Source organism: Spiractinospora alimapuensis (assembly GCF_018437505.1).
GTDB lineage: Bacteria > Actinomycetota > Actinomycetes > Streptosporangiales > Streptosporangiaceae > Spiractinospora > Spiractinospora alimapuensis.
The window spans coordinates 5,320,283-5,333,533 of sequence record NZ_CP072467.1; the positions used below are offsets into that span (position 1 = coordinate 5,320,283).

Sequence of the window (13,251 nt, forward strand, 5' to 3'; positions counted from 1 at the left end):
GGCATGCCCGAGTTCATCTTCACCATGCGAAACGTGCGCTTGGCGCACGGTGACAAGGTCGTTCTCGACGACGTATCAGGTTCCTTCTATCCGGGCGCCAAGATCGGTGTCCTGGGCCCGAACGGCGCCGGCAAGTCGACCTTGCTGCGCGTGTTGGCGGGTGAGCAACAAGTGTCCAACGGTGACGCGCGGCTGATGCCCGGCTTCACGGTCGGGCTGCTCGCCCAGGAGCCGCAGCTCGACCCCGCGAAGACGGTCCTGGAGAACGTCGAGGACGGGGTCGCCGAGACCAAGGCGATGTTGACGCAGTTCAACGAGATCGCCGAAAAGATGGCCACCGACTACTCCGACGAGCTGCTCGCCGAGATGGGCACGCTGCAGGAGAAGCTGGACCACCGGAACGCCTGGGATCTGGACAGTCAGCTCGAGCAGGCGATGGACGCCCTGCGGTGCCCGCCGGGGGACGCCGACGTCACCACGTTGTCCGGTGGCGAGCGGCGCCGGGTGGCGCTGTGCCGTCTGCTGCTGGAGCAGCCCGACCTGCTGCTCCTCGACGAGCCCACCAACCACCTGGACGCCGAGAGTGTGCAGTGGCTGGAGACGCACCTCGAGAAGTACCCGGGAACGGTGATCGCGATCACCCACGACCGGTACTTTCTGGACAACGTGGCGACGTGGATCCTCGAGCTGGACCGCGGCAAGCTCTACCCCTACGAGGGCAACTACACCACCTACCTCGAGACCAAGGCCGCGCGGCTGAAGGTCGAGGGGCAGAAGGACGCCAAGCGGGAGAAGCGCCTGCAGGACGAGTTGGAGTGGGTCCGCTCCAACCCGAAGGCGCGCCAGACCAAGAGCAAGGCCCGTCTGAACCGGTACGAGGAGATGGCGGCCGAGGCGGCGCAGTCCCGCAAGATGGACTTCGAGGAGATCCAGATTCCGCCGGGGCCGCGGCTGGGCAACACCGTCGTGGAGGCGGACAAGCTCACCAAGGGCTTCGGCGACCGGGTCCTGATGGAGAACCTGAGCTTCTCCCTGCCGCCCAACGGCATCGTGGGTGTCATCGGCCCCAACGGTGTCGGTAAGACCACCCTGTTCAAGATGATCGTGGGTGAGGAGAAGGCCGACTCTGGCAGCATCAACGTCGGAGACACGGTGAGCGTCTCCTACGTCGACCAGTCCCGCGAGAAGATCGACGGCAACAAGAACGTGTGGGAGACGATCTCCGACGGGGAGACCTTCATCCACGTCGGTAATGTCGAGATCCCCAGCCGCGCCTACGTCGCCGCCTTCGGTTTCAAGGGGTCAGACCAGCAGAAGCCCGCGGGCGTGCTCTCCGGTGGGGAACGAAACCGGGTGAACCTGGCGTTGACCCTGAAGCAGGGCGGAAACCTCCTCCTCCTGGACGAGCCCACGAACGACCTGGACGTGGAGACCCTGGCGTCGCTGGAGAACGCGCTTCTGGACTTCCCGGGCTGCGCCGTGATCACCAGCCACGACCGGTGGTTCCTGGACCGGGTCGCCACCCACATCCTGGCGTGGGAGGGGGGCTCGGACTGGTTCTGGTTCGAGGGCAACTTCGAGTCCTACGAGAAGAACAAGGTGGAGCGCCTCGGCCCCGAGGCCGCCCGTCCGCACGCCGTCACGCACCGTCGTCTGACGCGCGGCTAGGCAGTCGAGGTCGACCGGTCGAAGGGGAACCGATGAGCGAAGCCGAGCAGATCACCTTCTACGAGGCGGTCGGCGGTGAGGACACGTTCGTCCGTTTGGTGCGCCGCTTCTACGAGGGCGTCGCCGAGGACCCCGTGCTGCGTCCGATGTACCCGGAGGAGGACCTCGGTCCCGCCGAGGACCGCCTCCGGCTCTTCCTGATGCAGTACTGGGGTGGCCCCAAGACCTACGGCGAGCAGCGGGGGCATCCGCGTCTGCGGCTGCGCCACAACCCGTTCCGTATCGGTGAGCACGAGCGGGACCGCTGGCTCGCCCACATGCGGGTCGCCGTGGAGGAGCTGCAACTGCCCCCGGAACTCCACCAACCCCTGTGGGACTACCTCGTCTACGCGGCGAACACCATGGTCAACGTACCGACGGAGCAGCCGGCGCGCGTCGACGGGCCCACACTGCCCGTCACACCCGCCGACTAGCAGGCCAGACACGACGCAGGCGCCCGGAGACCTCATGGTCTCCGGGCGCCTGCGTCGTGTCTGGTGAGGTTCCCGGCCTCAGTCCACCGTGTGGCGGCCCAGAAGCTCGTGTTCCGCGTCGGTGAGACGCCGGATCCGCTGGGTGTCCGGGTCGAACCCCACCAGGACCGTGCGCGCCCGCAGGTACACATGGTCGTCGTCGCGCACCTCGTAGTTCAGGTCCACGCTGGCCCGGCGCAGCCGCGTCGCCCACACCTCGACCCGCACCGGTTCGGGGCGAAGCTGGAGTGGCCGCACGTACTCCGCCTCCTGGTAGCTGATCACCATCGGGCCCGCCGCCGGTGATCCCTGCGGGGAGGACCACCGCAGCAACGACAACCGGGCTTCCTCCAGGTAGGTCAGCATCCGCACGTTGTTGACGTGGTTCTGCGGATCCAGGTCGGCGTAGCGGACCTGGCACCCGTGGACGTGCCGGCGATCGCTCGGTGCCTCCGGCGAGGACGAGACCCGGGTATGGACCGCGGTCCGAGGCGCGGACGCCGTGGACTCGGCGGTGTCCTCCTCAGCGGACACGTCCAGTCCCGTGTGGTGCGCCAGGAACGCCAGACTGTCCGCCTGGAGCGCCGCGGTGCGCCCCACGGAGCGGACACTGTGGCCCACCTCGGCCTCGCGCCGCAGCAGCACCGGGCGTTGGGACACCGGGGCGGAGGTGGCGTGCTGCATCGCCGCGCACATCTTGCGGGCGTGCAGCGGGTCGACCCGACTGTCGTTGTCGAACACGGTGAACAACGTCGCCGGGTAGCGGACGCCCTCGGTGACGCGGTGGTAGGGCGAGTAGGCGTGGAGCCACTCGAACTGTTCGGGGTCGGACGCGCTACCGAACTCGCCCGTCCAGAGTCGTCCCAGTCCGAACCGTTCGTAGCGCAGCATGTCGAGGAGGGGCGCCGAGCAGACCGCGGCCGCGAACCGGTCCGGGGCCTGGGTGACCGCCGCGCCCACCAGCAGCCCACCGTTGCTCCCGCCCATGGCGGCGAGTCCGTCGGGCGCGGCCACACCGGTCGCGACGAGGTAGTTCGCGGCCTCGAGGTAGTCGTCGAAGACACGCTGCTTGTTGGCGAGCATGCCCGCGCGGTGCCACTCCTCTCCCTCCTCACCTCCACCCCGCAGGTTGGCCACGACGTAGGTGCCGCCCGCCTCCACCCAGGCCAGCGCGGTGGCGGAGAAGCTCGGGGTCAGGGAGATCTGGAATCCGCCGTAGCCGTAGAGGATGGTGGGGCGCGGCCCGGTGGCGTCAGCGGGGGAGAGCACGATCATGTGCACCGTCGCACCGTCGGACGCCGTGTAGTTGACCTGGTCGGCCCGCACCTCGGGGACACGCGGCGGTTTCGGGGGAGCGGCCCACACCTCGAGAGAGCCGTCACGCCCGTCGAAGCGGTACACCGTGGTGGGTGTGGCGTGGTCGGTGTAGGACAGCCACGCCTCGTGGCCGCCGTCGTGCGGGGAACGCAGGCCCCCGACCGACCCCGGACCCGGCAGGGTGAGGGTGTCCCGGTAGCGTCCGTCGGCGAGGTCGTGCACGGTGACCTCACTGATCGCGTGGCGCTGGCGTAGGCCCAGCAGCAGCGGGGCGTCGCCCAGCGCCGCCCCGTCCAGGACTGTGAACCCGGTGAGTACAGCGGACGTGTCCTCCGCCAACAGCGTGGTCCAGTGCTCGTACTCGGGCTGTGCGGGGTCGGCGACACAGAGCCTCGCCCTGGGCGCGTCCCGGTCGGTGAAGAGGTAGAGCCGACCGTCCCGTCCCACGTGGGGGTAAACCTCGGCGTCGACACCCTCCTGGATCGGCACCAGCTTCGGCGTGCGGGGGCCGGTGGCGTCCAGGTCCGCGATCCACGCGTCGTTGTGCGCGGCGGTGCCCGGTGCGGCCGTGAGGGTCAACCAGCGGCCGTCGTGACTCACGTGCAGGCCATAGAACTCGGTCATGTCCCGACCGAAACCGAAGATCTCGGCGTCCTCATCGGGGTCACTGCCCACGACATGCAGGTACACGCGCCGGTGGTACTGCGTCTCGTCCGCCGGGACCCGCGACGGAGGGAGACGCCGCACATAGTAGAACGCCGACCCATCCGCCAGCCACGCGATGGGGGTCGACCGACACCGGTCGACCGGCCCGTCCACCGACTCCCCGGTCGCCACGTCCATCACGTAGAGCAGGGACTCCTCGTCCCCACCGTGCGAGAGCTGGTAGGCGAGCAGTCGGCCGGCCGGGTCGGGAGTCCAGGAGTCCAGCGTGGTGGTGCCGGTGGGGTCCAAGACCATCGGATCGACGAGGACGTGTTCGGGCCCGTCCCCGTCCACCGTGAACAGCGCGGCGTGCTCCTGGCCTGGACCGCGCCGCATGAAGAACCGCCGCCGCCCCCGCCAACGCGGGGTTCCCTCGACCCCACAGTCGAGGAGGTCACGGATCCGGTCGGCGAAGGCGTCCCGGCCGGGCAGCGTGTTCATCCTGTCGGCGAACAGGGCGTCCTGTGCGGCGGACCAAGAAACTGTGTCGTCGGTGTCGGCCTCCTCGAGCCACCGGTAGGGATCGGAGACGGTGTGACCGGCCTGCGTCCAGGTCGTTCGCTGCCTGTGGGCGTGGGGATACTCGGGCATGTGCTGCACCTTATCCGCTGGTGACGGTGAGGAAATCACCACGCCGTACACAAATGGGGTGGCGATTGACGGTGTCGACCACGCACACTAAAGGCGAGACGTTGGCAACCACCGACGGGAGGTTCGCGTGGTCGACGTGTTTCGGTCGGCGCTGCCGGCCAGATGGGAGAACCCCCGCACGGGCCGATGGCCCGCGGGGGAGGCGACACCGCACGGACGGACATCATGAGCCCCGCACGCGGATCGGAGGACGGCAAAAGCAGCCGTCACGTACTTCTACTCAACGCCAGCTACGAACCCCTGACCACCCTCCCCATGCGCAGGGCCATCCTCCTTGTGCTGCGGGACAAGGCGGAGGTCGTGCACGACGACGTGGGAGGGGCGACACTCCGGTCGGCGACGGTGTCGGTGTCGGTCCCGTCGGTGATCCGACTGCGCCGCTACATCCGGGTGCCCTACCGGCGACGCATACCCCTGACCCGGGTCGCGTTGATGCGTCGGGACCGGTACCTGTGCGCGTACTGCGGCAAACGCGCGGAGACGATCGACCACGTGATTCCACGCAGCCGGGGTGGCGCCCACGTGTGGGAGAACTGTGTGGCGTCGTGCAAACCGTGCAACCACCGCAAGGCCGACCACCTGCTCGACGCCCTGGGCTGGGAGCTGAAGGTCACGCCACACGTGCCACGCGGGCTGCACTGGCGGCTGATCAACGGCGACCAGCACGGCGATCCGCAGTGGGCACCCTACATCGCGGTCATCGCTGCGTGACGCCGCCGTCCGGCGCGGCGGCGGCGTATCGTTGAGGCATGCCTCGCTACGAGTTCCGATGCCGCGCGTGCGGCGACACGTTCGAAGTCTCCCGACCGATGGCGGAGTCAGATTCCCCCGCGGACTGTCCCCACGGTCACGCCGACACGGTGAAGCTGATGTCCGTGGTGGGCGTGGGTGGGGGCGCGTCCTCCGACGCGCCGGCCGGCGGGGGAGGCTGCTGCGGCGGCGGGTGCTGTTCCTGAGCGACGTCGACTGGGTCCGACCCGACCCGGTCCACGTCGCTCACGGGTGACTCCACGCGGGCGGGGGGTGGGCGAGCCGGCCGTACCCCCCACGCCGCTACTTCTCGATCTGGCTGACGTCGCGAGCGGCGCCCGTGGACGCCGAGGTCGCCATGGCGGCGTAGGCACGCAGCGCCGCGGTGACGGGACGCTGCCGCTCCCGAGGCCGGAACGATCCCAGCTCCTTGAGGAGGCGTTCCCGTCGGGTGCTGAGCTCGTCGTCGGGGACGTCGATGTCGATCGCGCGGTTGGGGATGTCGATGGTGATGGTGTCCCCGTCCTCGATCAGGGCGATGTCACCGCCGGCCGCCGCCTCGGGTGAGGCGTGGCCGATGGACAGCCCCGAGGTGCCGCCGGAGAACCGGCCGTCGGTGACCAGCGCGCACGCCTTGCCGAGGCCACGGCCCTTGAGGAAGCTGGTGGGGTAGAGCATCTCCTGCATTCCGGGGCCGCCCTTGGGGCCCTCATAGCGGATGACGACGACGTCACCGGGTTCCACGCGTCGGCCGAGGATTCCTTCGACGGCGTCCTCCTGGCTCTCGAAAACCTTCGCCGGGCCGCTGAAGGTCCACAGCTCCTCCTCGACGCCGGCGGTCTTCACGATCGCCCCGTCCGGCGCGATATTGCCGCGCAGCACCGCGAGGCCGCCGTCGGCGGTGTAGGCGTTCTCGAACGAGCGGATGCAGCCGTTGACGCGGTCGGTGTCCAGGGTGTCCCAACGGACGTCCTGGGAGTAGGCCTTGGTGGTGCGCTTGCCACCGGGAGCTGCGTGGAACAGCTCGACGGCCCGCTCGGAGGCCGTGCCGGAGCGGATGTCCCACTCCTGGAGGAACTCCCCGATCGTGGAACCGTGCACCGTCGGCAGTGAGGTGTCCAGGAGGTCGGCGCGCGCGAGCTCGCCGAGGATGGCGGGGATACCGCCGGCCCGGTGCACGTCCTCCACGTGGTACTTGTCGGTGTTGGGCGCGACCTTGCACAGGCAGGGCACCTCGCGGGACAGGGCGTCGATCTCGTCCAGCCCGAAGTTCACCCCGCCCTCGGTCGCGGCCGCGAGCAGGTGCAGGATCGTGTTGGTCGACCCGCCCATGGCGACGTCCAGCGCCATGGCGTTGGCGAACGCGGCCTCGGTGGCGATCGATTGGGGCAGGACGGAGGCGTCGTCGTCCTCGTAGTAGCGCCGGGCGGCCTCCACGACGAGACGGCCGGCGTCCTCGTACAGGGCCTTACGGGCGACGTGCGTGGCCAGAACCGTGCCGTTGCCGGGCGGTGCCAGCCCGATGGCCTCGGTGAGGCAGTTCATGGAGTTGGCGGTGAACATGCCCGAACACGACCCGCAGGTGGGGCACGCGTTCTCCTCCATCTCGTCCAGTTCCTCCTGGGGAACCGAATCGTCGGCGGAGGCGATCATCGGGTTGATCAGGTCGAGCTTCTTCACCCGGGTGGCGGTCCCGTCGGTGACGGTGACCTTGCCTGCCTCCATCGGTCCACCGGAGACGAAGACCGTGGGGATGTTCAGCCGCATCGCGGCCAGCAGCATCCCCGGCGTGATCTTGTCGCAGTTGGACACACACACCAGGGCGTCCGCGCAGTGCGCGTTGACCATGTACTCGACCGAGTCGGCGATCAGCTCGCGGCTGGGCAGGGAGTACAGCATGCCGCCGTGCCCCATGGCGATGCCGTCGTCCACCGCGATGGAGTTGAACTCGCGGGGGACGGCACCGGCCTCCCTGACCGCTCCGGCGACGACGTCGGCGACCTCACGGAGGTGGACGTGGCCGGGCACGAACTGGGTGAAGCTGTTGGCTACCGCGACGATCGGCTTGCCGATCTCCTCGCGTTCCACGCCGGTGGCGCGCATGAGAGCGCGCGCGCCGGCCATGTTCCTGCCATGGGTGACCGTGCGTGAGCGTAGCGCGGGCATGGGGCACTCCCATCCAAAACATTTACTGCCTGTCGTTCGATGGTAGTGCCTGTTCCCGGGCCTATTCGCCGTACTTGGGGGGAAGCGCCGCGCGGGCGGCCTCGTAGATCCGGTTGATCTCCCGCTCGCTGAGCTTCTCCTTGCCCTCACGCCGCAGCCACTTACGGACGTTGTTCGCCTTGATCACGTCGATGCCGCGCATGCGGTGGATGTCCCACGGCATTCGGTCCGTAGATCACCAGGGAGGGGCGTACGAACACGTCGCTGCCCAACTGTTCGCCGATGAGGCGTTGGGCCACACGCGCCTCCTCCAGCGCCTCGTCGAGCCGCTCGTTCTTGGAGAACTTGCCGTGGTACAGCTTCTCCAACTTGTTGCGGACGGGAAGACGCTTGTCCCAGCTCTCGGAGTCGATCGCGAAGGCCCCACGTCGGCCGATCACGAAGTGGTCGATGATGCCGTTGCCACCGGGGATGGAACGCGCGTGCAGAACCCGGTAGCCGAACCAGCGCTGCATGGGCCGGAGCTGGGCCTCGGTCCGCCGCTGCGCGGCCGAACGACGACGCCAGCGCGGAATCTCCGACCGGGTCGAGGAGATGTGGAACATCCCGGCGACGAGAACCAGCCCGGCGAGGGTCGCTCCCACCCGCCCGCTGCTGGTCAGGAACCCCGCCCCGAGTCCGACGAACGCCGCGACGGCCGCACACACCAGCCACGGCCGCTGAACGCCGGATCTCAGCAGGGCTCGCAGGGAGACGTTGGATTTTTGACGTTCGACGTAGGGGGAGGTCGACGCCGGCCGCGGAGGTTGGTCCGGGCGCGACGTACTGCCCTTGACGTTTGATGCGGTGTCCACGAGAGGAGAATATCGGTGACGCAACGTAGTAGTCAGTACCGAACGCCCGCACAATAGTATTCCCCACAGAGCTGGGGATCTGGCGTGTGGGAGACCCAGAATTGGGGCAGAACTATTGGTTATGAGGTAACGTTGCGTAACGGTGGCGGGTGGTCACTCGTGGCGTTCCCAAACTCGGGTGCGTAGGGTCTCGGTGTGAGCGAGATTCATGACCTGAACGCGGAAGAGCTGGCAGGGGAAGTGCGAGCCAAGACTCTCTCCCCGGTTGACATCACCGAGCACTTCCTGAATCGGATTGACCGAATTGATGATCATCTCGGCGCGTTTATAACGGTCACTAAAGATCTGGCGCTCGAGCAGGCCCGAAACGCCGAAGCGCGGGTGATGCGCGACGCCCCGGAGGATCTTCCCGCGTTGTGCGGTATTCCGGTTCCGGTCAAGGACCTCGACATGGTCGCCGGGCAACGATGGACCTGTGGATCGCGCGTGTACGCCGACCAGCGCGCCCCAGTCGACGAGGAGTTCGTCGCGGCGCTACGCGAGGCGGGAGCGGTGTTCCTGGGCAAGACCAACACCCCCGAGTTCGGTTTTCCCTGCTACACCGAGAACGACATCGCCCCACCCACCCGAACCCCCTGGGACCTGACCCGCTCGGCGGGAGGATCCAGCGGCGGCGCGGCCGCCGCGGTCGCCACAGGCCTCGCCCCGGTCGCCCAGGGCAGTGACGGCGGCGGGTCGATCCGTATCCCGGCGAGCGCGTGCGGGGTCTTCGGCGTCAAACCCACCCGGGGACGGATCAGTGGCGCCCCGGCCAAGCCGGACATGATCGGTCTCTCCACGACCGGCCCCATCGCGCGTACCGTGCGCGACGCGGCCACCCTCCTGGACGCCATGTCGATCAGCCGTCCGGGCGACTATTACACCGCACCCCCTGTCGTGGGAACCTTCCGCGACTCCGCGGACCGGGACCCCGGACGCCTCCGGGTCGCCCGCTTCGCCACACCCGTCATCGACGGGGTGGAGATCGACGCCGAGGTGCGCACCGCCTTCGAGGAGACCTCCACGCTCCTCGCCGAGCTGGGTCACGACGTCGTGGACATCCCGGCGCCGTTCCACAGCGCCGTCTACGGGGCCTTCACCACGGCGTGGGCCGCGATGGCGACGCGCTACCCACTCTCGCCCGAGGACGAGGAACGGATCCGGCCCCTCAGCCGATGGCTGCGGGAACGGGGCCGCGCCCTCTCCGCCACCGAGTACCTGGACGCCACCGGCCAGCTCCAACAGGCGATTCGCCGGGCACTCGCCACACTCCAGGACTTCGACGCGGTGCTCACCCCGACGCTCGCCCAGGTCCCGCAGCCACTGGGCCACTTCGACGCCGACGGTGACCCCGAGATGGAGTTCCTCCGGATGGGCGCGTTCACCCCGTTCGCGGCCATGTACAACGTCTCTGGCCAGCCGGCGGTGTCGGTACCACTGCACTGGACGAACGACGGTCTGCCCATCGGCAGCATGCTCGCGGGTCGGATGGGTGGCGAACCGACCCTGATCGCCCTCGCCGCCCAACTCGAGCAGGCCCGGCCCTGGGGGGACCGAACCCCGCCACTGTGGGACGCCTAGGACTAGCGAGGACGGGCGACGGCTACCCTTCGCCCGTCCGCTGCTCGGTCGGCTCCGGCTCCGGACGCCCGGTCGACGGTGACCCGGTTTCCTCGGTCGATCGGGCGGTGGAGCGAGGCAGAAACACCGTGAACAGCGCGGCGACCACCACCATGCCGGCGCCGCCGGCCACCCCCGCGGCGACGCCGCCCCAGTCGATCAATGCCCCGGTTACCGGAGCGGCCACCGCCATCCCGGTGGAGCCGGCAGTGTTCATCCAGCCGAAGGCCTCACCGCGCCGCTCGTCGGGGGACAGCTCGCTCAACAGGCTCATGCAGGCGCCCATCGTGGGGGCGATGCCCAGCCCGGCCAGGAACAGAACAGGTGTGAGCCACCAGAGCGAGGGCAGGTCCACGATGGGTGGCATGAGCGGCACGAGCAGGAGCAGCCCCACCGCCGAGGCCGCGGCGCGAGCGCGGATACCTGGTGCGCGCGCCATGGCGCCCACGGCGAGCCCACCCGCCAGGGAGCCCAGGGCCCACACGGCGGCGAGCGCGCCGGCCCAGGCGGCGGCCCCGCTCTCGCGGGCGACAGCGACGATCGCGAGGTCGATCGCCCCGATTCCGCTGACCAACAGCAAGAAGAACCCGATCAGCAACAGCACGGGCCGCTGCGCCAGCAGGGATGTCTTCCCCTTCGAAGCATGAGGGATGGCCGGAGCCGGCGCCGGTTCGGCCATGCCGGCCGCCCGCACCGACAGCGCGAACGCGACGCCACCCGCGACGGCGATCCCCGCGAGGGTGAGTGTCGCCACGCGCGGACTCGCCACCGCGACCGTGCCCGCGGCGATCAGCGGGCCCGCGATGAACAGGATCTCCTGTACGGCGCCCTCAACGGAGTAGATGGTCTGTCGGGCGGGCCCCTGGAGGATCCGGGGCCACACTGAGCGGACGATCTGGTTGCTGGGTGGCGCGAACAGGCCCGTCGCCAACCCCAACGGAAGGCTCACCCACCACACCGAGGCCGGAAGCAGAGCCAGCGCCGTGAGCCCCGACGCGTAGGCGACCGCGCTGACCAACATCACCCGGTCGGACCGCCCCCGGTCCACCATCCTGCCCCGCACGGGCCCGGCGATCGCGGTCCCGATCGTCAGCCCGCCGACGACCGCGCCCGCCAGCCCGTAGGACCCCGTCCACCCCGCCACCAGGAACGTGACGGCGATCGGCACCCCCGCCATCGGGATTCGGGCGACCATCGAAAGGATCAGCAGGGAGGGGACATGGGGGGTGCGCAGCAACGTGCGGTAGGGATGAGCCACGGCTCGCATTATGGACGCGGCGCACGCACTCCGCTACTCGATTTCATGTTCGATTGCTGCCCACTGTCGAGTCGTAGTGTTCACCCAGCAGGGTACGCATGGCCTGACCATCGTCCTTGCCGCGTGACCAGAGGTACAGCAGTACCCCGACCGTCGCCCACGCGATCAAGATCACATACTCCCAGGGCCAGATCAGGGACAGATCGGTGTTGGGCCACAGGGCGAACACGATCACCCCGACGGCGAAGACCGCGCCGACCGCCGGAGCCGCCGACGGCCACGCTCGGAACGGCGCGGACAGGTGACGATGGGTGGAGCGGATGCGGTACAGGCACAGCACACCGATGAACCACGCGAGGCCCACGTAGACACCGCCGGTGTCCAGGAACCACACCAACGCCTCCGTGCCCATCCAGCCGAGGCACAGCACGACCACCAGAGTGAAGGTGAGGGCTCGGGTCGGTGTCCGGTGTCGCGGGTGCAGCGCGGCCAACCCGGACGGCAGCAGGCGGGCACGTGCCATCGCCAGCACGATCCGGGAGGTCGCGACGAAGAGGGCGAGGAAGCTCGTCACCAGCCCGATGACGGCGATCGCGAACGCCGACCAACCCAGCGTCGGATATCCGGCCGCGCGGAAGGCGTTGATGGTGCCCTCCTCCAGGGCGGCCGTCTCCTGCCACGGGATGACCCAGGCCGTCGCCAGGAGCACCAGGCAGTAGAAGCCGCCCGCGATACCGACCGTCATCAGTACGGCACGGCCGAGACGACGCGGGGTCACCTTGGCGTCCTCCGCGAGCGTCGTCACCAGCGCGAAACCCGTCAAGAACGTCATGGCCGGCAGCACGAACCGCGCCGTCTGGCCCACCGACTCCCCGGTGTCGCCGGCGTAGGGCGGCCAGAAGTTCTCCGCGCTCCCGTGCAGGAAGCCGACCACCGCGATGACCAGCCCGAGCACGACCATCGCGATCAGGAACACGAGCTGGGTCCACGCACCGAACGTGATCCCCCGCCAGTTGGCGGCGAACACCGCGAGCGTGACCAGCACCCCGACCACCAGCACGGGCAGATAGACCGTCCCCTCGTTGATCGTGTAGAGGGGTATCACGGACAGTTCGGGGAAGACCCGGCTCAGTAGGAACCCCACCGACGTCACGTAGAACGCCAGCGAGCTCACGTAGGCACCGATCAGCAGCCAGCCCGCGGTGAAGGCGACCCCACGGTTGAACGCGACGTAGGCGAACACGACCTCGCCACCCGCCCGCGGGAACAGACTCGCGAGCTCCGCGTACGCCAACGCGATGAACGCCACGAACACCGTCGCGACGGCGAGCCCGATCACGACGCCACCGGCACCGTACAGCGTGAAGAACTCGCTAGCGGTGTAGATCCAACTGGAGCCGATCACCCCAGCTGCACCTAACGCGATCAGCGGAAACAAACCCAACGAACTGCGAAGCTGCGACACCCGCACCCTCCCGAGCGTGATCCGATGGCGACGATCGACCCACAAGTCTCGCCCCGCCAGATCACGAGCACCAGCCCCAGAAGGCCACGAAGGTACCCACACGCGCGCCAGGGAGGGAGAGCGGGCCACACGGTGGCGACGCACCAGGCCCGACGACGGTCCCATGCTGGGGCCGTGTCGGGCCGGGGCGGTTCACCGATCAACTCCCACGGAGGGCCACCGGTGGCGAGCGGATCGTGCGCACCG

General features: G+C 69.0%; 9 protein-coding genes and 2 pseudogenes. 5 read left to right on the plus strand and 6 right to left on the minus strand.

Annotated elements, in window-relative coordinates; all coding sequences use genetic code 11:
* Nucleotides 1–3 precede the first annotated feature (3 nt).
* On the plus strand, nt 4–1,668 hold the full coding sequence (gene ettA, locus J4H86_RS24770; RefSeq protein ID WP_236540733.1) for an energy-dependent translational throttle protein EttA: 1,665 nt from the start codon (nt 4–6) through the stop codon (nt 1,666–1,668).
* A gap of 50 nt (nt 1,669–1,718) precedes the next feature.
* Entirely contained in the window at nt 1,719–2,141 is a 423-nt protein-coding gene (locus J4H86_RS24775) for a globin (RefSeq protein WP_330932543.1), read from the plus strand.
* Nucleotides 2,142–2,219: 78 nt separating this feature from the next.
* On the opposite strand, the gene J4H86_RS27700 is transcribed toward J4H86_RS24775, so the two are convergent.
* A complete protein-coding gene (locus J4H86_RS27700) occupies nt 2,220–2,714 on the minus strand; it encodes an acyl-CoA thioesterase (RefSeq protein WP_394356536.1) in 495 nt (164 codons plus the stop codon).
* A pseudogene (locus tag J4H86_RS24780) lies at nt 2,712–4,793 on the minus strand (prolyl oligopeptidase family serine peptidase); the annotation flags it as partial. The pseudogene J4H86_RS24780 and the gene J4H86_RS27700, both read right to left, overlap by 3 nt.
* Before the next feature lie 225 nt (nt 4,794–5,018).
* On the opposite strand from J4H86_RS24780, the gene J4H86_RS24785 reads away from it, so the two are divergent.
* Nucleotides 5,019–5,564, plus strand: a complete 546-nt coding sequence (locus J4H86_RS24785; protein WP_236540736.1) for an HNH endonuclease — start codon at nt 5,019–5,021, stop codon at nt 5,562–5,564.
* A 38-nt stretch (nt 5,565–5,602) separates the two neighbouring features.
* Nucleotides 5,603–5,809, plus strand: coding sequence for an FmdB family zinc ribbon protein (locus tag J4H86_RS24790; RefSeq protein ID WP_236540737.1), 207 nt, complete (start codon nt 5,603–5,605; stop codon nt 5,807–5,809).
* A gap of 97 nt (nt 5,810–5,906) precedes the next feature.
* On the opposite strand, the gene ilvD is transcribed toward J4H86_RS24790, so the two are convergent.
* Entirely contained in the window at nt 5,907–7,769 is a 1,863-nt protein-coding gene (gene ilvD, locus J4H86_RS24795; RefSeq protein WP_236540738.1) for a dihydroxy-acid dehydratase, read from the minus strand.
* A gap of 61 nt (nt 7,770–7,830) precedes the next feature.
* Nucleotides 7,831–8,623, minus strand: a pseudogene (locus J4H86_RS24800) (nuclease-related domain-containing protein).
* A gap of 195 nt (nt 8,624–8,818) precedes the next feature.
* On the opposite strand from J4H86_RS24800, the gene J4H86_RS24805 reads away from it, so the two are divergent.
* The gene (locus J4H86_RS24805) at nt 8,819–10,243 is read left to right on the plus strand and encodes an amidase (protein ID WP_236540739.1); all 1,425 of its coding nucleotides are present in this window, start codon (nt 8,819–8,821) and stop codon (nt 10,241–10,243) included.
* A 22-nt stretch (nt 10,244–10,265) separates the two neighbouring features.
* On the opposite strand, the gene J4H86_RS24810 is transcribed toward J4H86_RS24805, so the two are convergent.
* A complete protein-coding gene (locus J4H86_RS24810; RefSeq protein ID WP_236540740.1) occupies nt 10,266–11,540 on the minus strand; it encodes an MFS transporter in 1,275 nt (424 codons plus the stop codon).
* A 43-nt stretch (nt 11,541–11,583) separates the two neighbouring features.
* Nucleotides 11,584–13,170 carry an APC family permease gene (locus tag J4H86_RS24815; RefSeq protein ID WP_330932453.1) on the minus strand — a complete coding sequence of 529 codons (1,587 nt, stop codon included), beginning with the start codon at nt 13,168–13,170 and terminating at the stop codon, nt 11,584–11,586.
* Between the last annotated feature and the right edge of the window lie 81 nt (nt 13,171–13,251).